This window comes from Variovorax sp. WS11, from assembly GCF_010499245.1.
In the GTDB taxonomy this organism is placed as follows: Bacteria; Pseudomonadota; Gammaproteobacteria; order Burkholderiales; family Burkholderiaceae_C; genus Variovorax.
On the sequence record NZ_JAAGOW010000002.1, the window covers coordinates 75763 to 102280 of the forward strand.

A 26518-nucleotide genomic window follows, 5' to 3' on the forward strand; every position below is an offset into this window, starting at 1 on the left:
CAGACAGTCACTTGCCGACCAGTTCGGTCAGCCGCTGCGCCTCGAAGCACTCCTTGGTCGCCGCCTCTCCCGGCACGCAATCCTTCTTCCCCGGCTGCGCCGACAGTGTCTCGATCGCCTGCCACAGCAGCGCAATCTGATGCTCCTGGCTCGACGCGTTGTCGATCAGGCTCCGCATGGCCAGCGACAGCGGGTCGTCTTCTTGCGTGATCCCGTAGGCCTCGAACTTCCTGCCGGTGCTACTCGAATCGCCAACGCTTGCCGTCCTGGCCGGAATGATGCGCGCCGGGATCCCGACGGCGGTCGCCCCCGCGGGCACGGGCTTGATCACCACCGCATTGCTGCCGATCTTGGCCCCGTCGCCCACCACGAAGCCGCCCAGCACCTTGGCCCCGGCGCTCACCACCACATCCTTGCCCAGCGTCGGATGCCGCTTCGCGCCCTTGTAGAGCGAGGTGCCGCCCAGCGTCACGCCCTGGTAGATCGTGCAGCCGTCGCCGATCTCGGCCGTCTCGCCGACCACCACGCCCATCGCATGGTCGAAGAACACGCGATCGCCGATGACCGCGGCCGGATGGATCTCGATGCCGGTGAGCCAGCGCGAGCCGTAGGAGACGAAGCGGCCCACCCACTTCAGGCCGTGGCCCCAGCACCAGTGCGCCATGCGATGCAGCACCAGGGCATGCAGGCCGGGGTAGAGGGTCAGCACTTCCCAGCGCGAACGCGCCGCCGGATCGCGGTCGAGGATGCACTGGATGTCGGAGCGCAGACGCGAGAACATGGATGTTCTTGTGATGACGATATGGGCTGCGCAGTCTAAGGGCTGGGGTCATCGCGCACCGGCGATGGGGTTTTGTAGCTCCCGCCCCCTGCCGCATCGGCCATGGCTTTGGCGATGCCGCGCAGGATATGGATCTCCTCCGGCGTCGGCTGGGCGCGGTTGAAGAGCTGCTGCAGCCGCGGCATCAGCTTCTTGGGTGCCTCCGGGTCCAGGAAGCCGATCTGCACCAGCGAGCGCTCCCAGTGCTCCAGCATGCCCGCCACGGCCCGTGCGTCGGCGGCCAGGACCGGCGCGGTCGTCTCGCGCACCCCGAAGCCGCCCAGCGCCAGCCGCCATTCGTAGGCGATCACCTGGATCGCGGCGCCCAGGTTCAGCGAGCCGAAGGCCGGGTCGGTCGGGATGCTGAGCGCCACATGGCAGCGGTACACGTCCTCGTTGCGCATGCCGAAGCGCTCCGAGCCGAACAGGAAGGCCACGTGCTGCTCGTCCCCCGCGGCCAGCGGCCCCAGGTGCTCGCGCGGCGTGCGCGTCGGCGGGCCGAAGTCGCGCGGCACCATCGCGGTGGCGCAGAGGTGGGTGACGCCGTCGAGCGCCTCGTCCAGCGTGTCGACGATGCGGGCCCGCTCCAGCACGTCCAGCGCTCCGCTCGCGCGCTGGATGGTTTCCTCCCGCCGCAGCACGTTGGCCCAGCGCGGCGCCACCAGCACCAGCTCGTCGAAGCCCATGGTCTTCATGGCGCGCGCGGCGGCGCCGACATTGCCGGCATGGCTGGTCTGGATCAGGATGAAGCGGGTGCGCATGAGCTGGCTGAAGAGGGAGCCGGCCGAAGGCCAGGTCCGACCCGGTAAAATCCGCAATTCTCGCCGCCCGCATCGCCGGGCCGCCTTCTCAGGGCCCCGCCCGCCGTTCTTCCCACAATCCGATGTCTTCTCCCAACCTGCACCCCATGCTCAACGTGGCCGTCAAGGCCGCCCGCGCCGCCGGCGCCATCATCAATCGCGCCGCGCTCGACATCGAGGCGGTGCGCATTTCGCAGAAGCAGGTCAACGACTTCGTGACCGAGGTCGATCACGCGAGCGAGCGAGCGGTCATCGAAACGCTGCTCGGCGCCTACCCGGGACACGGCATCCTCGCCGAGGAATCGGGCACCGAGCACGGTGCCAAGGATTCGGACTTCGTCTGGATCATCGATCCGCTGGACGGCACCACCAACTTCATCCATGGCTTCCCGGTCTACTGCGTCTCGATCGCGCTCGCGATCAAGGGCAAGGTCGAGCACGCCGTCATCTACGACCCGACCCGCAACGACCTGTTCACCGCCACCCGCGGCCGCGGCGCCTTCATGAACGAGCGCCGCATCCGCGTGAGCAAGCGCGTCAGGCTGAACGAGTGCCTGATCACGACCGGCTTCCCCTTCCGCACCGGCGACAACTTCAAGCAGTATCTGGCCATCATGGCCGACCTGATGCCGCGCGCCGCCGGCCTGCGCCGCCCCGGCGCCGCGGCGCTGGACCTGGCCTACGTCGCCGCCGGCTTCAGCGACGCCTTCTTCGAGACCGGCCTCAACATCTGGGACGTGGCGGCCGGCTCGCTGCTGGTCACCGAAGCCGGCGGACTGATCGGCAATTTCACGGGCGAGCCCGACTTCCTCGAGCAGCGCGAGTGCCTCGCCGGCTCGCCGCGCATCTACGGCCAGCTGGTGCCGCTGCTGGGCAAGTACTCGAAGTTCGCGAGCGTGGACGACAAGTTTGCCGCCAGCGAGCGCGTGCGCGCGGTCGATCCTTCGGCAGGCAGCGTCTACGCGCGCAGCACGGTGCATGCCGATACGGCTGTTGCCGAAGCAGCGGCCGAAGCCGCAGCCGCCGCCCCGGCACCGCGCAAGCTCACCCGCCTGCGCCGCGAAGAAAGCCCCGCAACGCCCGCCGCGGGCGACCCCGCCGCCGAGTGATGCAGGCGCAGCGCGCCGCCACCGAACGAGGCCGCGCCGCGCTGCGCGTGGCGCTCTCCCACTACGTCGCGAACGGGCTGTCGGTCGCCTTCGGGCTGCTGCTGATCTCGGGCGGCGTCCACCTCGCGCTGGGCGTTGCAGCTGCTGCCGCCGCCGGGGTCGGCGTGATCGTGACCGCGCCGCCCGACCTGCCCGGCCCGCGCCGCGGCAAGTTCTGGCAGATGGTGCCCTCCCCGTTGGTCGGGCTGCCGCTCTTCTTCTGCGTGCAGCTGCTGCATTCGGCGCCGCTGCGCCTCGGCCTGCTGCTCGTGCCCGCCACCTTCCTGGCCTTCGTGGCCATGGCCTGGGGCAAGCGCGGCATCCCGATCGCCATCGCGATCATGTTCTCGATGATCTTCTCCATGGCCACGCCGACGCCCACCGGCATGCACGAGGCCGTCGAGCGCACGCTGTACTTCGGCCTGGGCGCCGGGCTCTACGTGATCTACGCCCTGCTCGCGAACCACGCGCTCAACGGCCGCTACCGGGTGCAGGCGATGGCCGACCTGCTGTCCTCGCTGGCCGCGCTGATGCGCACCGAGGCGGGCCAGTTCAACCCCAGGGACGATTCCGGCGACGTGCGCGAGGTGCCCGCTCCGCTGCTGGGCCAGCTGCTGCGAGAGCAGGCGGCGCTGGCCGATCAGTTGCAGGCCACGCGCGACATCGTGCTCGAATCGCCGCGCACGCCGCGCCGGCAACGGCTCGCCGGCATGCTGGTCACGGTGCTGGAGCTGCGCGACATGCTGCTGGCCAGCGAGCTCGACCTCGATGCGCTGAAGGCGCACCCCGGCCATGCCGCCGCGCTGTGCGAGATGCAGCGCGTCCTCCTGGAGCTGGCCGACGAAACGGTCGCGCTGGCCGACGCTCTGCTGCTAGGCCGCCAGCCCGACCCCGCGCCCGACCGCCGCCCGGAGCTGGCGGCCATCCATCTCGAGGAAGACGCGGCGCACCCGCCCTTTTCCACCGGGCCCACGCCCGCCATGCTCGCGCGCGGGCTGGCCAGCCGCATCGGCCACATCAACGACGAGGTGCTGCGTCTCGTGGGCCTGGCGCGCGGCGAGCTCGAGCCCGATCTCGCGGTCGTGCGAGCTAACTGGCAGATGTTCGTGAGCCCCACCGACTGGTCGCTGATGCCCTTCCTCACGCTGTGGCGCTGGGACGCGCCGCCGCTGCGCCATGCGATCCGCGCCGCGCTCGCGGTGGCCGTCGGCTACGCGATCGCGGTCATGCTGCCCTGGGGATCGCACGACTACTGGATCCTGCTGACCATCGTGGTGGTGCTGCGCGGCAGCCTCTCGCAGACTCTGGAACGGCGCAACAGCCGGGTGGCCGGCACGCTGCTGGGCTGCGTGGTCGCCGTGGCGCTGCTGTCCACGCATCCCAGCGCACTGGGGGCGCTGATCGCGATGACCGCAGCGCAGGCCGTTGCGCACGGCTTCGCAGTGCGCAAGTATCTGATCACCTCGGTGGCCGCCACCGTGCTGGGCCTGCTGCAGGCCCATCAGCTCAACGTCGGCATGAGCCCCACCTTCGCGCTCTTCGAACGGGTGGCCGATACGCTGATCGGCGCCGGCCTGGCCTGGGCCTTCTGCTACGTGCTGCCCTCGTGGGAGCGCAGCCAGATCCCCTCGCTGGTCGCACGCACCCTCACGGCGCAGGCGCGCCATGCGCGGCTCGCCCTCGGCCTGGGCCAGCTGCGCGCCGTGCAGACCAGCCCCGAGCTCGAATGGCGCCTGGCGCGCCGCGAGGCCTACGACAGCCTCTCGGCGCTGGTCCAAGCCACGCAGCGCTCGCTCTCGGAGCCGCGCGCGGTGCAGCCGCCGCTGGAGCCGCTGGAGCACCTGCAGGCGCACAGCTACCAGCTGCTGGCCCAGTTGAGCGCGGTGAAATCCATGCTGGTGCTGCGGCGCGACCGGCTCACGCCGGCCGAGATCGAGGGCCCGCTGCAGCGCGCGGCCACGCGCATCGAGGCCAACATCGGCAGCACGCCCACCACCGGCCCGGTCATGCCCGAGAGCGCCGCCGCGACCACGGTGGCCGAATCCATCCCCCTGCCCGATCCCTTCGACAACGACGTCAGCCCCTGGCTGCTGCGCCGGCTCGATATGGCGATCGGCATCTCGGCGCAGCTGCGCGACGACGCGGCGCGCATTCTTCAACCCCCCATCCTCGACACCCCCAAGATCGCCTGATGAACAAGCAGATGCTGCTCGCCCATCCGTGGTTCGGGCCCTGCCTGGCCGCGCTCATTGCAGTGCCCCTGGCGCTGCTGGCCCACCGCATCGGCGGCATGGTGCTGCGGCGCCTGACGCGCCATGCCCCCGTGCTGCACGCCATGCTGGTCAAGATCCAGATCCCCGCGCGCTTCGCGCTGCCGCTGGTCGCGCTGCAGATGGTGTGGCAGGCCGCACCGGACGACCTGCGCTTCGTCGACAGCGTGCGCCACCTCAACGGCCTGCTGCTGATTGCGGCGGTGACCTGGTTGGCCGTGCGCGCCGTCAACGGCATCGCCGACGGCGTTTTGTCCAAGCATCCCCACGACGTGGAAGACAACCTGCAGGCGCGCCGCGTGCTCACCCAGACCCGCGTGCTGGCGCGCACCGCCGACAGCGTGCTGCTGGTGGCCGGCGCCTCGCTGATGCTCATGACCTTCCCCGGTGCGCGCCAGGTCGGCGCCAGCCTGCTGGCCTCCGCAGGCGTGATCGGCATCGTCGCCGGCCTGGCCGCCAAGCCGGTGTTCAGCAACCTGATCGCCGGGCTGCAGATCGCGCTGGCGCAGCCGCTCCGCATCGACGACGTGCTGGTGGTCGAAGGCGAATGGGGCCGCGTGGAGGAGATCACCGGCACCTTCGTCGTGCTGCGCATCTGGGACGACCGGCGCCTGATCCTGCCGCTGTCCTACTTCATCGAGAAGCCCTTCCAGAACTGGACGCGCAGCAGTTCGCAGCTGCTGGGCTCGGTCTTCATCTACGCGGATTACGGCATGCCGCTGGCGCCGCTGCGCGAGGAGGTCGAGCGCATCGTGAAGTCGGCGCCCGAGTGGGACGGCCGCTTCTTCAACCTGCGCGTGACCGACGCCACCGAGCGCACGATGCAGATCCGCGTGCTGTGCACGGCTGCCTCCTCCTCGCTCGCCTTCGACCTGCGCTGCACGGTGCGCGAGGGGCTGATCGCTTTCATGCAGCGCGATTACCCACAGTTCCTGCCCCGGCTGCGCGTCGAGGGTGATCCGCAGCCGCAGGCGGACGCCGCGGCGGATCGCTCCGCTCCGCGAACCGCCTCAGCGCGCGCCGGCTGAGCGGCGCGCGCGCCCGGGCCGGGCTGCGGCGGCCAGCGCTCCGGCGCGTTGCCGCACCACCTCGTGGATGGCTTCGATCAGGAGACGAGCGCCCTCGCTTGCATCACCGACGCGCCGCACAGTGAGCCCGACCGGGCCCTCGGTGCTCGCGGTGTCGATGGCCAGCCGGCTCAGTTCGCCGCGCGCAAGAAAGCCGTCGACGGCCCCCTGCGGCGCGAACCACACTGCATCCGTGCACTGCAGAAGGCCGAGCGCGAAGCTGGTGTCGGTCGCCTCCACCAGGCAGCGCGGGGGCGCCATGCCCTGCGCCACAAGGAAGGCATCGGCCGTGTGGCGGATCAGCGTGCCAGACACCGGCAAGACGAGCGGATGATCCGCCAGTGCTTCGAGCTTCGGTCGCCGCGGCGCCGCGAGCGGATGGCCGGGCCGCGCCACCAGCAGCAGCGGCTCGCTGTAGAGCTGCTCGAAAGCCAGGTCGGCCATTGCCGAGGCCTGGGCGAGGCGTCCCAGCACCAGGTCGATCTCGCCCTGGCGCAGCTGCGTCATCAGCTGCGCGTTGGTGCCGCTGGCCACGCGCACCCGCAGCGCCGGGGCCCGCGCATGCAGCGCCGCGATGGCCGCGGGCAACAGGTGGGCCGCCATGTTCGGCAGGGCGCCAACGGCCACTTGCAACTGGTCGAGCTCGGGCTGGTCCAGCGCCAGGCTCAGCCCTTCACGCAGCCCGCGCAACGCCACCACCGCGTGGCGCACCAGCACGTCGGCGGCCGCCGTCAGCTCGACGCCGCGCCGCCTGCGCAGCAGCAAACTGCGGCCGACGATGTCCTCGAGCTCGGCGATGGTCTTGGAGACCGCCGGCTGCGTGAGCGCCAGCGCCTTGGCGGCACGCACCAGGTTGCGCTCCTGGGCCACCACCACCAGGCACTGCAGATGTCGCAGCTTCAAGCGAGAAAAATTTATAGCTGACATGCACGGTTCCCCTGTTGCCGGAGATTTTAAATATAACCATCCGGAATAGCAGGCAGAACAGCTTTCAGTTGTGTGGCGATGCGAGCGCTCCTAGAGTCGACCTGTTGCGCCCCACGCCGCGTGCGGGCGCCCGAACCCGGAGACAAACACATGAACCGCCCTGCTTCCTTCGGCGCGATGCGCCGACTCGGTCTCGCGGCCGCCTGCGCCACGCTGGCCCTCGGGCTCGCCGGCCCGCCCGCCCATGCCGACACCGCCTACCCCGCCAAGCCGGTGAAGTTCATCACCAACTTCCCGGCCGGCGGCCCGCTCGATATCCTCGGCCGCGCGCTGGGCGACGCCCTGCAGAAGGATCTGAAGCAGCCCTTCGTGGTGGACAACCGGCCCGGTGCAGGCGGCAACATCGGGGCCGACGCGGCGGCCAAGAGCCCGGCCGACGGCTACACGGTGCTGCTGTCGATCGACACCACCTTCACCATCAACCCGCATCTCTACGCCACGATGCCCTTCGCGGCGAAGGACCTGAAGCCGCTGATGATCTTCAGTTCCTCGGGCCTCGCTTTTGGTGTCGGCTCCTCGGTGGACGCGAAGACGCTGCCCGATGTCATCAGCCAGGGCAAGGCGCAGCCCTTCACCTTCGCCTCTGCGGGCAACGGCAGCCCGGGCCACATCGCCGCCGAGATCTTCTCGAACGCGACCGGCGCGAAGATCACGCACGTGCCCTACAAGGGCAATGCGCCGGCCGTTATGGCGTTGCTGTCGGGCGAGGTGCAGGCCGGCATCCTCGCCACGCCCGGCCTGCTGCCGCAGCTGCAGGCCGGCAAGCTGCGGGCGCTGGCCGTCACGGGCCGCCAGCGCTCGCCGCTGCTGCCGCAGGTGGCCACCGTGGGCGAGCTCGGCCTCAAGGACCTGGAGTTCGAGGTGCTCTACCTCGCGATGGTGCCGGCGGCAACGCCCGAGCCGGTGATGCAGACCCTGCGCGGCGCGCTGCAAACCGCACTGGCCTTGCCGGAGCTCAAGAACCGCCTGGCGGCGCTGGACATGGTGGCGCTGGGCGAAACCGGCGCCGCCGCGCAGCAGCACCTGGACGCCAGTCGCGCGCGCTACGGCCGGATCGTCAAGGCCACCGGCATGAAGCTGGACTGACGCCGATGCACACGCAGCCCCAGCGGCACAGTGTCTCAGCCCGCGCCGCGCCGGCCGCGGTCGGCCTTCGGCAGCACCGCCTCGCCGGCGAGCTGCTCGGCGCGCGCCTGCAGTTGGCGCAGGGCCTCGTCCAGGCACGCCGCCTGGTTGGCGTCCAGTGCAGCCAGGAGGTCGGCGTTGATGCGCGTCACCAGCGGGTGCAGCTCGTCGTACACCGTCTGCCCGCGCTCGGTGAGTTGCAGCAGCACCTGCCGGCGGTCGCCGGCCGGATGCGTGCGCGACAGCAGGCCTTTCTCGACCAGGGAGCTCACCGCCTTGGACGTACGCGCCCGATCGAGCTGGGCATGCTCGGCCAATTGCGAGGAGCCCAGCCTGCCGCGGCTCGCCAGCGTGGCAATCAGCCGCCATTCGCGCCGCGTGATGCCGAAGCGGCCTTCACACAAGCGGATCACCATGCTGCCCGCCACGGACAGGAGGCGGGACAACCGGTACAGCAGCAGCTCGTCGAGGGATCTGCGCGCGGGGTCGCTCATCTAGTGGTTAGTCCGGGGAATGGTTGATTTGAACAATCGAATGCCCCGACTCTAAATTCGATCGATGCCGCCGCACGGCTGCGGCCGAACGAACAGAGAGACCGGAGACATCACCCATGCACACCTTCACCCTTCGTCGCCGCCGCGCACTCGCCGCCCTGGCCGCCGCAACGCTCGCCCCGCTCGCGCAAGCGCAGGCCTTCACGCCCGGCCAGCCGATCAAGGTGCTGATCGGCGTGCCCGCCGGCGGCACGCAGGACGTTCTGACGCGCGCCATCGCGCACGAGGTGCGCGACTCGCTGGGCCCGCTGGTGGTCGACAACCGCTCCGGCGCTGCCGGCCGCATCGCGGTCGAGGCGGTGAAGACCGCGGCGCCCGACGGCCGCACGCTGCTGCTCGGCACCGCCAGCATGATGACCATGTACCCTCATGCCTACAGGCAGCTTTCGTACGACCCGGTCAAGGACTTCGTGCCGATCGTCAACGCGGCGCGCTTCGAGCTGGCGCTGGTGGTCCACAAGGACGTGCCCGTCAACACGCTGCCCGAGTTCATCGCCTGGGCCAAGGCCCAGGGCGACAAGCTGAGCTTCGCCTCCTACGGCGCCGGCACGCCCTCGCACTTCCTCGGCGAGATGCTCAACGGCGCCGCCGGGTTGAAGATGGTGCACGTGGCCTACCGCGGCTCGACGCCGGCGCGCCAGGACCTGATGGGCGGCACAGTGCCGGTCTACTTCGACACCGTGGGCGGCGCGCTCCAGCTGCAGGCCACCGGGCGCGTGAAGGTGCTGGCCACCAGCGGCGACAAGCGCTCGCCGCTGATGCCCAGCCTGCCCACTTTCGTCGAGGCCGGCTACAAGGACGTGGTGGCCGCGGCGTGGTTCGCCTACTACGCCCCGCGCAACACGCCGCAGCCCATCGTCGACAAGCTGCGCGCCGAGTTCACCCGGGCGGTCAATGCGCGGGAAGTGCGCCAGCAGTTGCTGCAGAACGGCATGTACCCGGTGGGCGACGGACCCGAGGCGCTGCTGAAGACCATGCGCGAGGACACGGCGCGCTGGGGCGGCATCATGCGAGCCGTGAACTTCACTGCCAACGACTGAACAAGCACAACATGCTCCAACATCTTCTGCGCCGCCTCGCCGGCATCCTCACCCTCAGCGCGCTGGCGGCGACCGCCGCTTTCGCCCAAGCCCAGGACGGCCCGCTGCGCATCGTCGTGGGCTACGCGCCCGGCGGCGCCACCGACCGCGTGGCGCGCATCGTGGGCGACAAGCTCCAGGCCAAGCTCGGCGTACCGGTGGTCGTCGACAACAAGCCCGGCGCCGGCGGGCGCCTCGCGGCCCAGCAGGTCAAGGCCACGCCCGCCGGCCAGAACGTGCTGATGCTGGCCAACCCCGCCGTGATGGTGGTGGCGCCGCTGGTCTTCAAGGACAACGGCTATGACGCCGAGCGCGACTTCGTGCCGGTCTCGCATGTCAACGACTACGAGTTCGCGCTGTCGGTCTCGACCGCGGTGCCGGTGCGCGAGCTGTCGCACCTGCTGGCCTGGATGCGGGCGAATCCCGACAAGGCCAACGTCGGCGTGCCCGCCACCGGCAGCCTGCCGCACTTCTTCGGCCTGATGGTGGGCGAGAAGGCCAAGGTGCGGACCGAGGTGGTCGGCTACCGCGGCTCGGCGCCCCTGCTGACCGACCTGATCGGCGGGCAGGTGCCGATTGCCGTCGACACGTTGGACGTGGTCATCCCGCAGCACCAGTCCGGCAAGGTGCGCATCCTCGCGATGTCCGGCGCGAAGCGCTCGCCCTTCGCGCCCGAGGTGCCGACCTTCAAGGAGGCCGGGCTCGATCTCGTCGCGCTGGGCTGGAACGCCTTCTTCGCACCGGCGAGCATGCCGCGCGAGAAGGTCGCGCGCTACGCACAAGCCATCCGCGAGGTCATGCAGGACCCGGACACGGCCCGCCGCTTCAAGGATTCGCTGATGAGCCCGGTCGTCAGCACGCAGGAGCAGACCGCCGCCATGCTCAAGGCCTACCGCGCGCAATGGGCACCCGTGGTCCAGAAATCCGGCTACCAACCCTGACCCCCCTCACATGCAACGTCCCAACATCATCTTCATCGTCGCCGACGACCTCGGCTTCGCCGACCTCGGCTGCTACGGCGGGCGCGATGCCGCCTTCGGCCCCGTGTCGCCGGTGCTCGACGGCCTGGCCGCCAAGGGCGTCCGCTTCACGCAGGGCTATGCGAACTCGCCGGTGTGCTCGCCCACGCGCTTCGCGCTGATGACCGCGCGCTACCAGTACCGCCTGCGCGGCGCGGCGGAGGAGCCGATCAACAGCAAGAGCCGCGGCAGCACGACGCTGGGCCTGCCGCCCGCGCACCCCACCCTGCCTTCGCTACTGCGCGATGCGGGCTACCGCACGGCACTGATCGGCAAATGGCACCTGGGCTTTCCGCCCGCCTTCGGGCCGCTGCGCTCGGGCTACGAGGAGTTCTTCGGCCCGATGTCGGGCGGGGTCGACTACTTCACGCACTGCGACTCGGCCGGCCGCCACGACCTGTGGGCGGGCGAGGAAGACAAGCAGGAAGAGGGCTACCTCACCGACCTGCTCTCGCGCCGTGCGGTCGACTACGTGGAGCGCATGGCGAGCCAGCAGGCCCCCTTCTTCCTGAGCCTGCACTACACGGCGCCGCACTGGCCCTGGGAAACGCGCGAGGACGAGAGCCGCGCGCCGGCGGTGAAGAACAAGCTCTTCGACCTGGCCGGCGGCAACATCCATGTCTACCGCCGCATGATCCACCACATGGACGAGGGCATCGGCTGGATCATGGCCGCGCTGGAGAAGCGGGGCATCGCCGACAACACGCTGGTCGTCTTCACCAGCGACAACGGCGGCGAGCGCTTCTCCGACAACTGGCCGCTGGTGGGCGGCAAGATGGACCTGACCGAAGGCGGCATCCGCGTGCCGTGGATCGCGCACTGGCCCGCCGTCATTCGCGCCGGCAGCGAAACTGCCCAGCATTGCATGACGATGGACTGGTCCGCGACGATGCTCGAAGCAGCCGGTGCCCAGGCCGATCCGAACTACCCGCTGGATGGCGTGTCGCTGCTGCCGGTGCTGCGCGATGCGACGACAGGCTTCCGCCGCCCGCTGCACTGGCGCATGAACCACCGCGGCCAGCGCGCCCTGCGCGACGGCGACTGGAAGTACCTGCAGGTCGATGGCAACGAGTACCTGTTCAACATCCCCGCCGACGAGCGCGAGCGCGCCAACCAGGCCGGCCGCGAGCCGGAGCGGCTGGCCAAGATGCGCACGGCCTGGGAGGCATGGAACGCGAGCATGCCTGCCATCCCGGACGATGCGACGGTGAGCCTGGGCTACTCGTACAAGGACATGCCGCAGCGCTGAACACGAGACCGCGCTACAGCGGCCGCACCGGCATGCACAACATGCAGTTGAAGGCCCCCGTCTTCTCGTCCATCACGAAGTCGGGACCGTAAACCTCCAGCGGCGCGCCGTCGGCGGCCTGCCAGCCGCTGTCCGGCAGCCATTCGCACAGCCGCATCCAGGCGGTGTGGATCTCCGTCGGCGGGCCGATGAATTCGCAGCGGGCATAGCGCCCGCCAGGCAAGGTCTGCACGCCGATCTCGCCCGCGGGCCGGAAGCCCTCGTCGACCTCGATGCAGGCGTCGTAGCGGCAGCGCGCGGGCGGCGTGACGTCGTGGCTCACGCCGTACATCGTGCGGCGCGGCTGCATCAGCCCCTGTTCGCCGCACCAGGCGGCGAAGCGCTGCCACAGCCGCGTGATGTTCGAATCGCCATAGGGCCCGACATGGCGCATGTAGGCCACGCGCACCGCCGGCAAGGTCTTGAGTTCCACTTTCATGTCGCTGTCTCCGGGTTGGGGAACATGGCCCTGGGGCCAGGAACCCTCATCCTGGCGGAAGGCCGCCATCACGGCTTGCTGCGACTTGCGATCGGCTTGATGAATCTTGCTGAGCTCGACGCGATGGCGCTCGGCCCAGCCGCGGAAGGCGCCGCGCCGCCAGTCCGTGGGCGTCGCGCCGAAGCGCGCGCTGAAGGCGCGCGTGAACACCGGCGCCGAGCCGAAGCCCACGTCCAACGCGATGGCCAGCACGGGCTCGGGCGGCAGGCCGAGCAGGCGCGCCGCCGCCACCTCCAGGCGCCGCCGCCGCACGCAGTCGGCCAGGGTCTCGCCCGTCATCGCCTGGAACACGCGGTGGAAATGCCAGGCCGAGAAATGCGCCACCCCGGCCAGCGTGGCGAGATCCAGCGGGTCCGCCAGGTGGCCGTCGATGTGGTCGATCACGCGGTTGATGCGCGCGACATAGGTGTGGCGAGGGCCATTCACGGGCCACCCCACCGCGCGCAGGGCCATGCGCGCGCCTTGACTAAGACACTATTTAGATATATCTTTTCTAAATCCGATATACACATCCAACGACCCTCATGCGAGCATTTCGACACTTTCCACACGGCCATCCCCGCGGCGACCATGGCGACGGCCTGAGCGGCGGTCGCGGTGGCCGTGGTGGCGGCGGCCGAATCTTCGGCCACGGCGGCCTGCGCTTCGCGCTGCTGCAGCTGATCGCCAACAAGCCCAGCCACGGCTACGAGCTGATCAAGTTCATCGAGGAGCGCCTGGGTGGCCGCTACAGCCCGAGCCCGGGCATCGTCTACCCCACGCTGACGCTGCTCGAAGAACTGGGCCATGTCAGCGTCGACACCGCCGAGGGCGGCAGCCGCAAGCGCTACACCATCACCGAGGCCGGGCGCGAGTTCCTCGCCGCCAACCGCGAGATCACCGACGAGATGATGGCCCGCATGAGCGGCGGCGTCGACGGCGCCGGGCCGCGCGCCGGCCGGCCGCCGCAGGTGGTGCGCGCCATCGAGAACCTCAAGCTCGCGATGCGCCTGCGCCTCGCGCGCGAACCACTCACCGAACAACAAGCCCACGAATTCGCCGCGGTGCTCGACAGCGCCGCTCAACAACTGGAACGCATCTGAACCCTATGACTGATTTGCCCTCTCCCTCCTCCCTCCCCGACCGTCTGCCGCGCCGCGTGCGCCACGAGTTGCGCTTTCGCAAGCTCGAAGTGCGCGCCGTCCAGCGCGTGGCGCCGCACCTGGTGCGCATCACGCTCGGCGGCGAGGAACTCGCGGGCTTCACCAGCCCCGGCTTCGACGACCATTCGAAGCTCTTCTTTCCCGATCCGAAGACCGGCGCCCTGCTCCTGCCGACGGTCGGACCGGACGGCCCTTCCTGGCCCGAAGGCGCCAAGCCCGCCATGCGCGACTACACGCCGCGCCGCCACGACGCGGTGGCCGGCACGCTCGACTTCGACTTCGCCCTGCACGAGGCCGGCCCGGCCACCCGCTGGGCCGAGCAGGCCCGCGTGGGCGACGTGCTGGGCGTGGGCGGGCCGCGCGGCTCCTTCATCGTGCCGACGGATTTCGACTGGCACCTGCTGATCGGCGACGACACCGCACTGCCCGCGATCTCGCGCCGCCTGGCCGAACTGCCCGCAGGCGCGCGCGTGCTGGTGCTGGCGGAGGTGGACCACGAGGCCGACCAGATTCCGCTGCCGACCCGGGCCGACCTCATGCTGCATTGGGTGCATCGGCGCAACGCCGAGCCCGGCACCGGCAGCGCCCTGCTCGACGCACTGCGCGCGCTCACCCTTCCGGCAGGAGATTTCCATGCCTGGATCGCCTGCGAATCGGCCGTCGCCAAGGCCTTGCGAGCCCACCTGGTCGCGGAACGCGGCGCAAACCCGAAGTGGATCCGCGCCTCGGGCTACTGGCGCCGCGGCGCCATGGCCGCGCACGACACCATCGAGGATTGATGCGCCCGCGCAACTGGCCGAACGCGCTATGCCATGCCGCCGTTTGACACCTCTTCCTCGCGCGACCAGAATTTCAATTGAGTACTTAATGACTATTCGTCCGCGAGGGATTCAGAGATGGAGATCGGACTTGCCCAATGGCAGTTCCTGCTGGCACTGCTGACGGGCGCGCTGCTTCTGTTCGTCGTCATGTGGATCGCCTGGCACCGTGTCTCCGAGCGGCGCGAGGCCGAGCGCCGCATCGCCGCGGCGCGGGTTCGCTCCGGCCACGTGCCGCTGGAGATCCCGACCGTGCGCGGCGGACTGACCCACGCCGGCGATTCGGTGCCCGACACCCTGCCCGAGTGGTTCATCCAGGGCAAGGGCGAGCATTCCATCGTCGACGAGCAGCCGCGCATCCGCGTGCGCTTCGTCGACCCGCACGGCCGCAAGGCGGAGTGCACGATGCAGGTCGAGCACCTGGACCTGCAGAAGAAGATCCTCACCGGGCATAGCGAATTGCCCGGCGACACCTACCGCATTCCCCTGCACATGATCACCGGGGCGCGCATCGCCGAGTCGGGGCAGCGCTTCAACATCGACACCTGGGTGGATGCCGTGCGCGTTGCGCGGCGGCGGCGCGGGCAGATCTGACTGCGCGCCGACTCTTTCCCCTTTTCCCGTTCTCGCTCTGCGGCCTGCCGCGCTCGCCTTGGCGACGTGTCGGAGGCGTCTCGCTTGCATCATCCTTTGTATAAAATTTTGTACAGATGAAGCGGTTGTTGCCGCCGCAAGGACAAGAAAATGACGACCGATACCGAGATTCGCCATGTAACCCGGCCGGGGGCCAATCTGTTTCTGGAGCTGGGCTTTTCACCCGAAGAGGCCAAGCGCCTGCGCGCTGCCTCGCGCAAGCAGATCAATGACACGAGACTCCTGAAACAGCAACTGATGGACGAACTGTCCAACTGGATCGCGGACCATCACCTGAAGCAGGCCGACGCGGCCGAGATCCTCATGGTGTCGCGGCCCCGCGTGTCCGACGTGGTCAACAGGAAAACGGCCAAATTCACCATCGATACGCTGGTCGAAATGCTGAGCCGGATCGGCAAGCCCGTCAGGCTCGCGATCGGCTGATGCGAGGCCCGAGACACCCGCGCCCGTTCTTTATGATGCGGGCCCGGCCGCCTTTGTGGCCTCGCACCGACCCACTGCCCTGATGACCCTCCCCGCGACAGCGCCCCACACGCCCATGATGAGCCAGTACTTGGCTCTCAAGGCGGACCATCCCGACACCCTGTTGTTCTACCGGATGGGCGATTTCTACGAGCTGTTCTACGCCGACGCCGAGAAGGCCGCGCGCCTGCTCGACATCACGCTGACGCAGCGCGGCCAGTCGGCCGGGCAGCCGGTGGTGATGTGCGGGGTGCCCTTCCACTCGGTCGACACGTACCTGGCGCGGCTGATCAAGCTCGGCGAGTCGGTGGCCATCTGCGAGCAGGTCGGCGAGGTGGGCGCGGCCAAGGGGCCGGTGGAGCGCAAGGTGGTGCGCGTGGTCACGCCCGGCACGCTGACCGATGTCGAGCTGCTGCAGGACAAGAGCGACTCGCTGCTGCTCGCGGTGCATGCGGGCAGCCGCAACTTCTGCGGCCTGGCCTGGCTCAGCGTCACCGGCGCCGAGCTGCGCCTGGCCGAATGCCCGGCCGATGCGCTGGAAGCCTGGATCGCGCGCGTCGGGCCGAGCGAGCTGCTGTACAGCGCGGAGGTCACGCCCGGCTTCGAGCAGCGCCTGAAGGCAGCGCGCAACGGCGCGGCCTTCACGCTCTCGGTGCGCCCGGCCTGGCAGTTCGATGGCGGCCTGGGCGAGCGCAAGCTGTGCGAGCAGATGGGCAGCAACAGCCTGGCGGCATGGGGCGCGGAGGCGCTGGCCAATGCCCACGCCGCAGCGGCCGCGCTGCTGGGCTACGCCGAGCACACGCAGGGCCGCGCGCTGTCGCACGTGCAGCGGCTCGCGGTCGAGCGCGACGGCGAGCTGATCGAGCTGCCGCCCACCACGCGCCGCAACCTGGAGCTGGTGCAGACGCTGCGCGGCGAGGATTCGCCCACGCTGTTCTCGCTGCTCGACACCTGCATGACGGGCATGGGCAGCCGGCTGCTCAAGCGCTGGCTGCTGGCGCCGCGCCGCGACCGCAGCGAAGCGCAGGCGCGGCTGGAAGCCATCGCGGCGCTGCAGGCCGCTCCCCTGGGCAGCACTGCGGCGCCGTGGCGCCTGCTCCGCGACCGCCTCAAGAACACCAGCGACGTGGAGCGCATCGCCGCGCGCATCGCGCTGCGCCAGGTGCGCCCGCGCGAGCTGGTCGCTCTGCGCATGGCGCTGGCCAAGGCGCACGAGCTCGCACCGGCACTGCCCGACGCCTCACCGCTGCTCACGCGAATGGCCGAGCAGCTCGCGCCGCCGCCCGGCTGCGTGGAACTGCTGGTGGCGGCCATCCACCCCGAGCCCTCCGCACTGGTGCGCGACGGCGGCGTCATCGCCACCGGCCACGACGCCGAGCTCGACGAGCTGCGCGCCATCAGCGAGAACAGCGACGCCTTCCTGGTGCAGCTCGAGGCCAGCGAGCGCGAGCGCACCGGCATCTCGAACCTGCGCGTGCAGTTCAACCGCGTGCACGGCTTCTATATCGAGGTCACGCAAAGCGCGCTCTCCAAGGTGCCGGACAACTACCGCCGCCGCCAGACGCTGAAGAACGCCGAGCGCTTCATCACGCCCGAGCTCAAGACCTTCGAGGACAAGGCGCTGTCGGCGCAGGACCGCTCGCTGGCGCGCGAAAAATGGCTCTACGAGCAGCTGCTCGATGCGCTGCAGCCCTCGGTCGCTGCGCTCACGCGGCTCGCCGGCGCGCTGGCCGCGCTCGACGCGCTGTGCGCGCTGGCCGAGCGCTCGCATACGCTGCACTGGCGGCCGCCTTCCTTCGTGACGCACCCCTGTATCGAGATCGAGAAGGGCCGCCATCCGGTGGTCGAAGCCCGGCTGGCCGAAAAATCATCGGGCGCGTTCATTGCGAACGACACGCGCATGGGCCCCCAACAACGCCTGCAGGTGATCACCGGCCCCAACATGGGCGGCAAGTCCACCTACATGCGGCAGGTCGCGATCATCGTGCTGCTCGCCTCCATCGGCTCGCACGTGCCGGCCGATGCCTGCCGGCTCGGGCCCATCGATGCCATCCACACCCGCATCGGCGCGGCCGACGACCTGGCCAACGCGCAGTCGACCTTCATGCTGGAGATGACCGAGGCCGCGCAGATCCTGCACGGCGCCACCGCCCATTCGCTGGTGCTGATGGACGAGATCGGCCGCGGCACCAGCACCTTCGACGGCCTGGCGCTGGCCGCCGGCATCGCGGCGCAGCTGCACGACCGCACGCGCGCCTTCACGCTCTTCGCGACCCACTACTTCGAGCTGACCGAGTTCCCGGCCACGCACCATGGCGCGGTCAACATGCACGTCAGCGCCACCGAGGCGGGGCGCGACATCGTGTTCCTGCACGAGATGCAGCCGGGGCCGGCGAGCAAGAGCTACGGCATCCAGGTCGCGCGCCTGGCCGGCATGCCGGCCGCGGTGGTCAACCATGCGCGCCAGGCGCTCGAGGCCCTGGAGGCCCAGCAGCAGCAGGCTCGCGCCCAGGTCGACCTGTTCGCGCCGCCGCCCGCGGTGGAGGCGCCGCCGGCGAGCGCCGTAGAATCCGCGCTGACCGCGCTCGATCCCGACACCTTGAGCCCGCGCGAGGCGCTCGAAGCGATCTATACCTTGAAGAAACTCCACGCGCGCGAGCACGGATGAACCCCATGACTTACTGCGTAGGCATCAAACTCAACGCCGGCCTGGTGTTCCTCTCCGACTCGCGGACCAACGCGGGGGTGGATCACATCAGCACCTTCCGCAAGATGATCGTCTACGAGCAGCCGGGCGACCGCGTCATGGTGCTGCTGTCGGCAGGCAACCTGAGCATCTCGCAATCGGTGCGCGAGATTTTGCAGATCGAGGAACTGCGCGAGGTACGCGAAACGGGCGAGGACGGCGAGGACGGCCAGCCCATCACCATCTGGAACGCGAAGAGCATGTTCGACGCCGCGCGCGTGCTGGGCTCGGCCGTGCGCCATGTGTACGACCGCGACGCCGAGGCGCTCAAGCACGCCGGCCTGGAGTTCAACGTCTCCTTCATCTTCGGCGGGCAGGTCAAGGGCGAAGGCATGCGCCTGTTCCTGGTTTACGCAGCCGGCAATTTCATCGAAGCGACCACCGAAACGCCCTATTTCCAGGTCGGCGAGTCCAAGTACGGCAAGCCGGTGCTCGACCGCGTGCTGACGCCCGACACTCCGCTGGACGAGGCCGCCAAGTGCGCCCTGGTCTCGATGGACTCCACCATGAAGTCCAACCTCTCGGTTGGCCTGCCGTTGGACCTGGTGGTGTACGAGGCCAATCGCCTCCAGACCGACAAGGTGGTCTGCATCGACGCCGACAACCCGTACTACCGCATGGTTCACAACAGCTGGGGCCAGAAGCTGCGCGAGGTTTTCGACAGCATCGAGGACCCGGTCTGGGACGACACCTACGCCGAGCATCCGCTCAAGATGCCGGCCACGCGCCACAGCCCGCTGCGCAAGATCTCGACGCCGGAAGAAAAGCTCATCTGATCGGCTGACGAGCCGGCTGCGAGAGGATTAATCCGCACCGGGATCAACGATGGCGGGCCAATGGCCCAAGCTGTCAATGAACACATGATCCACGACAGCTAACCTGGGCAGGCACGCAGCAATTCGCCAGGAACCGGGCACGCACGCGGAGCCGGCGCGCGGCCTGAAGCGGGCCACACCCAGCACTCCGCGCCGTGAGCCACCGCGCGGCGGCGACTTGGCTCCTCCGGGCCTATCGACCTGACGAGCGAAAGACAACACTGAAGTCAAGCCGGTGATCGAGCGAGACCGATCCCGAGGCCAGATTCCAGAGTCGTCTCGCATCCGTTCAGGAGCTTCGCCGTGACAAGCACGACACTCGACACCGAACTCATGCAGCGCGCATTGCACGAGATCGACCAGTTGCTCTCAGCGCTCGAAGCGCCTGCCAGGGCGCATCAATGCCTGCCGCGCGACGAATTCTCCGCAGCACCTTACGAACAGCCGGGCGCCCGGCAGGCACCGACGCCGTCGGCGGTGTATTTCTGCCTGACCTCCGCGAGTGCGCTGCTGGAGGTGACCCGCTCATTGCTGAGCCACCTCGACGTACTTCCGGCGGACACCCGCCCGGCGAACTGGAGCTCGCTGAGCGCGGCGTCCAAGGCGGCCGGCCAGTCGGCCTTCCTGGCTTCCGTGATGCTGGCTGCCCCCCAGGCAAGCGATGCTGCACCGACCTCCCCGGACGACATGTGGGCACCTACGCGAGCCTGCCGCCCTGCTGCCGCGCCAGTGCCGCCAAGGGGCGCATCGGTCGGCATGAGCTTCAAGATGAAGCTTCGAAACCTGTTCGATGCAGTCGCCGCCTAGCAGGCGGAAGCCATCGATTCGCAGAGGCCCGTGAGGCCTTCCCACTAGCCCCTCTCCGGGACTAGGAGTCCGCGCGGCAGAAGTTTTTCTGCGCGGAGGTGAGCCCCGCGTTGAGTTCGTGCACGGCGAGGAAGGGTTGGCGCTGCGCCTTGGCTGTTCCTGAAGCTCCCGGACAGGGTCTATTTGGCCTGCCAGAGGCGAGGGGCACGCGTGTGCCCCCACTGTGGGCTTATCTGACCATCAAGGTGCTCATGCGCCGCAGGTTCAGCGCCAGGCACACGAGCTTGAACTCGGCCTTGACCTTGTTCAATCCCCGCAGGCGAGCCTGTCAAAAATTTTGTGTTCGAGGCATAGCATGACGACCAGGAGCATGTATGCCAGTAAGCAAGACGAAGATGAAGAACGCGGCGATCGCCGCCAAGATGGCGGCGCTGCCGTCGATTCCGAAGGAGTTGATTGACCAGTTCGTCACCGGCCCCATGACCGGTGACGCAGTCAATGAGGCGACGGCCGCGTTCAAGAAGGCGCTGATCGAGCGCGCCCTGGGTGCCGAGATGTCGCACCACCTGGGCTACCCGAGCGGCGCGAGCAAGCCCGAGGCCAGCGGTGGCAATCAGCGCAATGGCAGGAGTGCCAAGACGGTTTTGGCCGGTGACGGGCCACTTCGCATCGAGGTGCCGCGCGACCGCGAGGGCTCCTTCGAGCCAGTGCTCATCCCAAAGCACGAACGCCGGTTCACCGGCTTCGACGACAAGATCGTGGCCATGTACGCGCGCGGCATGACCATGCGCGAGATCCAGGGCTTCTTGATGGAGAGCTACGCGGTGGAGGTGTCGCCCGAGTTCATCAGCTCGGTCACCGACGCCGTCATGGCCGAGGTCGGAGCCTGGCAGGCCCGGCCGCTGGAGCCGATGTACCCGGTGGTTTTTCGACGCCTTGCGCGTGAAGATCAAAGAAGACGCGGTGGTGCGCAACAAGGCCATCTACTTGGCCTTGGGGGTGCTGCCCGATGGCACGCGCGACATCCTCGGCCGCAATGGATCGAAGGCACCGAGGGCGCCAAGTTCTGGATGAAGGTATTCAACGACCTGAAGACCCGCGGCGTGGTGACATCCCTCATCGCCGTCACCGATGGCTTGAAGGCATGCCCGAGGCGCTGGCGGCGGTGTATCCGGCTACCACGTTGCAGACCTGCATCGTGCACCCGATACGCAACTCGCTGGACTACGCGAGCTGGAAGGACCGCAAGCTGCTGGCCGCGGCGATCAAGCCAATCTACACGGCCGCGAGCGCCGAAGCGGCCGAGGCCGAACTCGATGCCTTTGCTCAAGGCCCCTGGGGTATCAAGTTCCCGACCGTGGTCGCGGCTTGGCGCCGTGCGTGGGATCGGGTGATTCCGTTCTTCGCGTTTCCGCCGTCCATCCGCCGGGTGATCTACACGACCAATGCCATCGAGAGCATCAACGCGCAGTTGCGCAAGATCATCAAGTCGCGCGGCCACTTCCCCAGTGATGACGCGGCCTCCAAGCTGATCTGGCTGGCGTTGCGCAACATCACGACCGACTGGGGGCGCGCGGCGCACAATTGGAAGGAGGCGATGAATCAATTCGCGATCCTCTACGAAGAGCGCTTCACGCACGCGGCCCAAGGCAACGCAAAATCAGGAGGTTGAACCATGAATACATGGCTCAACCGGGGCGCCTCCGGCGGCCTGGCGGGGGCCTGAAGACATAAGAAAAAACAATCGAGAACAAATCAATCAACCGGCCTCGAACACAAAAATCCTGACAACTCCCCGCAGGCTGAACTGCCGGAAGCCCAGCACGCTCTTGATCCACCCGTTGGGCGCCTCCACGATCCACTTCCTCTTGCGGTAGGCCGCTTGGCCTGGTGGCGTCTTCAGCCTGGCATCCATCGCTGCAGTGCGCGGGTATTGTTCGGCGTCGATGTCCAGCGCCTGCTTGCCCTCTCGGCCCAATGCCACGATCAGCTCGCTCGGGCTGTCCTTGAGCTGCTCGAACACGGCCTCCGAGCGGAATCCCGCATCCGCCAGCACCTGTCGGGCGTCCTCGCCCAGGTTGGCCTTCACCGCCGCCAACAGCACCGGCAGGCGGTCACTGTCGGCGGCGTTGTTGCTCAGCTCCGCGGCCACCACGAGTTGCGCGGCCTCGTCCACCGCGGTGTGGGCGTTGTAGCCGTAGTCGTAGCCGCCACCTGAGCGTTTCATGATCCGACTGTCCGTGTCGGTGAAGCTCTCCTGGGCGCTGTCCTTGGGAACACCGAAGTCGCGCTTGTAGCGCCCGCCTTTTGGGCTTGCCGTCCTTGTCACGGGTTTGCGCTCGTCGTCGGCGCTGCGCCCGCGGGCCGCATCGGCCTCGCGCTGGCGTTGCTCAGGCGCAGCTTGGCCTCGGTGATCGCCTTGAGCCGGTCCTCACGGCGCTTGATCTCCCCCGGGGATGTCCAGGTCGGGTTCGTTCTTCTCCAGGTCGTCGGCGGCACACGCTCGGTTGAGCAAGCCATCGATCTGCGCCTTGAGTTCGCCCTCGGCCTTGACCATCCTGTCATAGCTCACGGCCTTGTGGCGGCTCGCGTTGACCTTGAGCTTGGTGCCGTCCACCGCCACGGTGCCCAGCTTGACCAGGCTGCACTCGCGCGCCAGGCGCACCACCTGCACGAACAACGCCGCCAGTTCCTCCAGGTGCAGTGCCCGGAAGTCCGAGAGCGTGCGGTGCGCCGGGTAGTTCTCTGCACCCAACACCCGCAGCGCAACGTCTTCGTGCAGCTTGGCCGCGAGCTTGCGCGAACTGAAGGTGCCGGTGGCGTAGCCGTAGATCAGCACCTTGACCATCATGGCCGGGTGGAACGGCTGATTGCGCGGCCCACCCTTGGCGTATCGCGCATGGAAGGCGCTCAGATCCAGGCTGTCGACGCTGTCGCTGATGAAGTACGCCAGGTGCCCTTCGGGCAGCCAGTCTTGAAGTGCGTCAGGAAGCAGTCTTTGCTGCTGAGGCTCGTAGGGCAGGTAGCTGATGGGCATGCGCCCAAATCTATCAAGCATCTGCGCGCTCGTCACGCTTCTGCCGCGCAGGCTCCTAGCCCCCTTCCAAGTTTTCTTCGCCAAGTTCTTTGCGCCTCCGCATGGCGCAGGGAGACTTTTTTTTCATTTTTTCTACTAGGAGACACAGCTTGAAAAAGATAGACAAAAGCGCCCTTCTGCTACTGGTTGCAGCAGGAGCGCTCGCGGGTTGCGGGGGTGGAGGGAGCGGCCCGAGCGGCGGCTTCGTCCCATCGCAAGGCGCGGATGCCATGCCGGCTTCGACAGCTGCTGCGTCAGCTGACGCTACAGCCGCATCGGCAGTCGAGCCGGCCGCGGACAAGGAGGCAGAGGCGCTCAGCAAGCTCGACGCCTCGTGGATCAAGGTCGCCAACGAAGGCCAGACAGTCAGCCTGGCCACGTTGACGGTGGTGCAATACGGCGCGAACTCGTCCTGGACCAGCAGGAAGCTGTCCGGCACGGTGGCTTGCGACAACGCCACCTTTGGCGACCCGCTGCAGTTTGTGGCGAAGGCGTGCTATGTGCAAACGCCTGCGCCCGCTCCTGCCCCTGCTCCGGCTCCCGCACCGGCTCCGGCTCCCGCACCGGCCACTGGCCCAGCAGCAGGAACCGTGCTCTCCAAGGAAGGCTCCTCGTTCACGGTGCCTGCCCCGACACTCGTGAAGTACGGCGCCGACACTCGCTGGGTCACCAAGACTGTCACTGGAACAGCCGCTTGCACGAACGCATTCTTCGGCACCGACCCCGCGTTCATGACAGCGAAGTCATGCGTCGCTGTGGCCCCCCCGCCACTGCCCCTGCTCCCGCCCGGCGCCCGCACCTGCACCTGCACCTGCACCTGCACCTGCACCTGCTCCTGCACCTGCTCCTGCTCCTGCTCCTGCTCCTGCTCCTGCTCCTGCTCCTGCCCCCGGCTCCTGCCCCGGCCCCGGCCCCGGCCCCGGCCCCGGCCCCGGCACCTGGCAGTGCCCCTTTCTGGCGACATCGTGGACAGCGCCGGCACGGTGGTACCCAGCGCCTACGCGGCGATGGCCTACAAGTTCAACTCCGACGCGGGCGTGATCTACAAGTACGGGACGCCCGCGATCAAGAGCGGCGTGCAGACACTGCAAGAGCGCGCGGACGTCGGCACGATGAGCGGCATCGGCTCGGTCTACCAGTTGGGCCGCGAGGACTCGACGAACAACATGTACGTGTCGATCCACGCTGCCGCCATCGGCGTTCCCACCTCCGGCCAGAGCGTAGAGAGCTCCGTGGCCTGGCTCCAGAACTCGGCCACCGACCGGCGCACCTTCCAGCAGCGCCCGCAGTTGCTGTGGCAGCAGCGTCGGCTACTGCCGACCTCCATCGACGACTACGTTTCCACGGGCGTGCTGGCGAAGAACGATGCGGCCGACCTCCCGGTGTGCGAGCACCGCGGCGAGAACGCGGCGGACTCCCCCGCCACGCGTCTGTCCTTGGTGTGTACCCAGGGCAGCCCGACCAAGCCGGCCAAGCTGTACACGGTGGGCACTCTGACTGCACAGAACCGGGCCTCGACCTCGTTCAAGCTCGGCTTCGTGCCGACCGCCGTCACGGTCACCGGGGGTGGAGAATTCGCCCTGGTGTCAGGATGGGACGTGCCGAACACAAAGGGGCAGGTGGCCATCGTCTCCCTCGGCTCGGCCCCGCAAGACTGGAAGCCGGGACAGGCCCGCTACGACTGGTGGCACGGCTGGATGGACATGATGCACCCGGGCTTCCCCGACCAGGGCAACTACGTGTTCATGAAGGTCATCGGCTACGTCGATCTGCCTTCGGACATGAAGGCGCCCACCGCCATCGCCGCGACCACCGGCATTCACCCCTACACGTCGATGTTGAAGTACGACGCCAGCGGCAACATCTCCAACTTCCAGATGCTGAACTCGCCGATGGCGAACAACCGGGCGAAGATGCTGCCGGGCGGCGAGGACTACGAGCGCTATGCCAAGGGCGGCGTTGCCGTGGTGGTCTCCAAGAGCGAGAAGCGGGCGGCATTCATCGACCTGAGCCCGCTCTTCAAGTACACGAACGACATGTACCTGGGCAGCGCCGCCTCCAACCTGGAGACGTAGAACGTCGGTCTGGCCGCCAACCAGTGGCCGTACCTGCTGGCTGACAAGCCGCAGGCAATGCCGACAGTCGTGAAGACCTCCGCGCTGACCAAGCGCCCGACCGCCCTTTGGACCAGCGCCACCCGCAGCTACTGGAGCAAGGACGAGCAGCAGCGGATCCCCAACTACCCGTTCTGGCAGACCGTGCCGCAATACGCTCGCGCCGCCATCGCCGTCGAGGGCGGGGAGCTGCAGCTGTTCTCGCTCGGCCGCTACGCCGCAGGCGTCAAGCCGACGACGCCGGCGCCGGCGGACATCCAGCAGGTGGGCACGGTCACGGGCGTGGGGGACAACATCACGCACATGGCGGCCGCCAAGGACTACGGTGGCGTGGCCGATCCGATCAACGACCTGATCCTCTTCACCGACCGGGCCAACCGCCGCTGGGGCTGGGTCAAGCTCGCGAACACCGGCGAGACCGCAACCACGGGCAGCGTGCTGCGCACGATGGAGGACTCGCGGGTCGACCCGATCATGGTCACCATGGCCGACAACTACTCGACCCAGGGCAACGTCCTGACGGTTGCCGACTACGCGGGGGCGAGCATCGCCAACTACCGCTTCGGCGACATGATCTACCCCGACAAGAGCAGCGGCTTCTGCACCCAAGCGGGGGCCTGCCCGACGTACACATACCTGGGAGAGTTCGCCGGCAAGCTGGCGTTGCCGTTCAAGCCGACGTTGGTACACAGCTCGAACGTGCCGTGATGCGCTGAATTCACCGCCAATCCAAGGCCCCAGCTTCGGCTGGGGCTTTTTTTTAGCTATTTCAACTTATCGGAATTAAGTATTCATTGGGCGCGTGGAAGCGGCGCAACGTCTTTAAACTAATTTCTTAAGGAAATTGTTTCATCAGGCCGCTATTCGATATCCCGCGGCCACGGCGTGAACAAGTGCCTGTCTTGCCGCCTTTGATTTCGCGCAAAGAAGATCGCTGAATCGACAATAACGTCAATCCAGCAATTTACTGAAATTAAGGGCAACACCAGACGACGTGCAGTACATGCAGCTTACCTAAGTACTCAAAAGAACCGATGTAAGTCGGTTGCAGCTCTGACGATCGAATCGCAGTGGCACCGCGACGAGGAAAGGCGACACGTGGGCGTTCTCTTTGAAGAACGATAAGGCTGTCGCCGCGGTCCAGTTGGGTTCGATGTCCGGGGGCCTCAGGCCCCACACCACGCACAGGGTCGAGCACGAACAACGTGCCGCATCCCTCTAGCCCACG

The 26518-nt window shown here is 68.2% G+C and carries 21 protein-coding genes and 2 pseudogenes; 17 read left to right on the top strand and 6 right to left on the bottom strand.

The window, feature by feature from the left end; all coding sequences use genetic code 11:
* Nucleotides 1-7 precede the first annotated feature (7 nt).
* Both cysE and GXN78_RS20890 read right to left on the bottom strand, forming a co-directional pair.
* Nucleotides 8-781: a serine O-acetyltransferase gene (gene cysE, locus GXN78_RS20885; RefSeq protein WP_106554179.1), complete on the bottom strand. Its 774-nt coding sequence runs from the start codon at nucleotides 779-781 to the stop codon at nucleotides 8-10.
* A 35-nt stretch (nucleotides 782-816) separates the two neighbouring features.
* Entirely contained in the window at nucleotides 817-1581 is a 765-nt protein-coding gene (locus GXN78_RS20890) for an RNA methyltransferase (RefSeq protein ID WP_106554178.1), read from the bottom strand.
* A 122-nt stretch (nucleotides 1582-1703) separates the two neighbouring features.
* Between GXN78_RS20890 and GXN78_RS20895 the strand changes: the two genes are divergently transcribed.
* Genes GXN78_RS20895 through GXN78_RS20905 form a run of 3 tightly spaced genes read left to right on the top strand, consistent with a single transcriptional unit; the run spans nucleotide 1704 to nucleotide 6066 of the window.
* On the top strand, nucleotides 1704-2729 hold the full coding sequence (locus GXN78_RS20895) for an inositol monophosphatase family protein (protein ID WP_106554177.1): 1026 nt from the start codon (nucleotides 1704-1706) through the stop codon (nucleotides 2727-2729).
* Nucleotides 2729-4960 (top strand): FUSC family membrane protein, encoded by a 2232-nt coding sequence (locus GXN78_RS20900; RefSeq protein WP_106554176.1) that lies wholly within the window; start codon nucleotides 2729-2731, stop codon nucleotides 4958-4960. The genes GXN78_RS20895 and GXN78_RS20900 overlap by 1 nt, the downstream gene beginning before the upstream one ends.
* Nucleotides 4960-6066 (top strand): mechanosensitive ion channel domain-containing protein, encoded by a 1107-nt coding sequence (locus GXN78_RS20905; RefSeq protein ID WP_106554175.1) that lies wholly within the window; start codon nucleotides 4960-4962, stop codon nucleotides 6064-6066. The genes GXN78_RS20900 and GXN78_RS20905 overlap by 1 nt, the downstream gene beginning before the upstream one ends.
* Here the strand turns inward: GXN78_RS20905 and pcaQ are convergent.
* Nucleotides 6049-7008 (bottom strand): pca operon transcription factor PcaQ, encoded by a 960-nt coding sequence (pcaQ, locus tag GXN78_RS20910; RefSeq protein ID WP_239142837.1) that lies wholly within the window; start codon nucleotides 7006-7008, stop codon nucleotides 6049-6051. The two genes, GXN78_RS20905 and pcaQ, sit on opposite strands and share 18 nt — an antisense overlap.
* Before the next feature lie 174 nt (nucleotides 7009-7182).
* Here pcaQ and GXN78_RS20915 point away from each other — a divergent pair, with 174 nt between their 5' ends.
* Nucleotides 7183-8178: a tripartite tricarboxylate transporter substrate binding protein gene (locus GXN78_RS20915; protein ID WP_239142838.1), complete on the top strand. Its 996-nt coding sequence runs from the start codon at nucleotides 7183-7185 to the stop codon at nucleotides 8176-8178.
* Between the two features lie 35 nt (nucleotides 8179-8213).
* Here the strand turns inward: GXN78_RS20915 and GXN78_RS20920 are convergent, their stop codons facing one another.
* Nucleotides 8214-8711, bottom strand: a complete 498-nt coding sequence (locus GXN78_RS20920; protein ID WP_106554172.1) for a MarR family transcriptional regulator — start codon at nucleotides 8709-8711, stop codon at nucleotides 8214-8216.
* A gap of 116 nt (nucleotides 8712-8827) precedes the next feature.
* On the opposite strand from GXN78_RS20920, the gene GXN78_RS20925 reads away from it, so the two are divergent.
* Genes GXN78_RS20925 through GXN78_RS20935 form a run of 3 tightly spaced genes read left to right on the top strand, consistent with a single transcriptional unit; the run spans nucleotide 8828 to nucleotide 12118 of the window.
* A complete protein-coding gene (locus tag GXN78_RS20925; RefSeq protein ID WP_106554171.1) occupies nucleotides 8828-9811 on the top strand; it encodes a tripartite tricarboxylate transporter substrate binding protein in 984 nt (327 codons plus the stop codon).
* Between the two features lie 11 nt (nucleotides 9812-9822).
* Nucleotides 9823-10791 carry a Bug family tripartite tricarboxylate transporter substrate binding protein gene (locus GXN78_RS20930; RefSeq protein ID WP_106554170.1) on the top strand — a complete coding sequence of 323 codons (969 nt, stop codon included), beginning with the start codon at nucleotides 9823-9825 and terminating at the stop codon, nucleotides 10789-10791.
* Between the two features lie 10 nt (nucleotides 10792-10801).
* On the top strand, nucleotides 10802-12118 hold the full coding sequence (locus GXN78_RS20935) for a sulfatase-like hydrolase/transferase (RefSeq protein ID WP_106554169.1): 1317 nt from the start codon (nucleotides 10802-10804) through the stop codon (nucleotides 12116-12118).
* Nucleotides 12119-12131: 13 nt separating this feature from the next.
* Here the strand turns inward: GXN78_RS20935 and GXN78_RS20940 are convergent, their stop codons facing one another.
* A complete protein-coding gene (locus tag GXN78_RS20940) occupies nucleotides 12132-13109 on the bottom strand; it encodes an AraC family transcriptional regulator (RefSeq protein ID WP_106554168.1) in 978 nt (325 codons plus the stop codon).
* 71 nt (nucleotides 13110-13180) lie between these two features.
* On the opposite strand from GXN78_RS20940, the gene GXN78_RS20945 reads away from it, so the two are divergent.
* The 8 genes and pseudogenes from GXN78_RS20945 (at nucleotide 13181) to GXN78_RS20980 (ending at nucleotide 21772) form a co-directional block, all read left to right on the top strand.
* The gene (locus tag GXN78_RS20945; RefSeq protein WP_106554167.1) at nucleotides 13181-13738 is read left to right on the top strand and encodes a PadR family transcriptional regulator; all 558 of its coding nucleotides are present in this window, start codon (nucleotides 13181-13183) and stop codon (nucleotides 13736-13738) included.
* Between the two features lie 5 nt (nucleotides 13739-13743).
* Nucleotides 13744-14577: a siderophore-interacting protein gene (locus tag GXN78_RS20950; protein ID WP_106554166.1), complete on the top strand. Its 834-nt coding sequence runs from the start codon at nucleotides 13744-13746 to the stop codon at nucleotides 14575-14577.
* Between the two features lie 117 nt (nucleotides 14578-14694).
* Nucleotides 14695-15210, top strand: a complete 516-nt coding sequence (locus tag GXN78_RS20955; protein ID WP_106554165.1) for a hypothetical protein — start codon at nucleotides 14695-14697, stop codon at nucleotides 15208-15210.
* A 150-nt stretch (nucleotides 15211-15360) separates the two neighbouring features.
* The gene (locus GXN78_RS20960; protein WP_106554164.1) at nucleotides 15361-15693 is read left to right on the top strand and encodes an XRE family transcriptional regulator; all 333 of its coding nucleotides are present in this window, start codon (nucleotides 15361-15363) and stop codon (nucleotides 15691-15693) included.
* A gap of 82 nt (nucleotides 15694-15775) precedes the next feature.
* Nucleotides 15776-18400: a DNA mismatch repair protein MutS gene (mutS, locus tag GXN78_RS20965; RefSeq protein ID WP_106554163.1), complete on the top strand. Its 2625-nt coding sequence runs from the start codon at nucleotides 15776-15778 to the stop codon at nucleotides 18398-18400.
* 5 nt (nucleotides 18401-18405) lie between these two features.
* Complete coding sequence (locus GXN78_RS20970; RefSeq protein WP_106554387.1) at nucleotides 18406-19254, top strand: proteasome-type protease; 849 nt, start codon at nucleotides 18406-18408, stop codon at nucleotides 19252-19254.
* A gap of 342 nt (nucleotides 19255-19596) precedes the next feature.
* Nucleotides 19597-20100 (top strand): hypothetical protein, encoded by a 504-nt coding sequence (locus tag GXN78_RS20975; RefSeq protein WP_106554162.1) that lies wholly within the window; start codon nucleotides 19597-19599, stop codon nucleotides 20098-20100.
* Nucleotides 20101-20495: 395 nt separating this feature from the next.
* A pseudogene (locus GXN78_RS20980) lies at nucleotides 20496-21772 on the top strand (IS256 family transposase).
* An 87-nt stretch (nucleotides 21773-21859) separates the two neighbouring features.
* Here GXN78_RS20980 and GXN78_RS41340 read toward each other — a convergent pair.
* Nucleotides 21860-23137: pseudogene (locus GXN78_RS41340) on the bottom strand (IS1182 family transposase).
* 983 nt (nucleotides 23138-24120) lie between these two features.
* On the opposite strand from GXN78_RS41340, the gene GXN78_RS20995 reads away from it, so the two are divergent.
* A complete protein-coding gene (locus GXN78_RS20995) occupies nucleotides 24121-25251 on the top strand; it encodes a hypothetical protein (RefSeq protein WP_164255600.1) in 1131 nt (376 codons plus the stop codon).
* Nucleotides 25252-25308: 57 nt separating this feature from the next.
* Nucleotides 25309-25998 (top strand): hypothetical protein, encoded by a 690-nt coding sequence (locus GXN78_RS21000; protein WP_146163233.1) that lies wholly within the window; start codon nucleotides 25309-25311, stop codon nucleotides 25996-25998.
* Nucleotides 25999-26518: the final 520 nt, after the last annotated feature.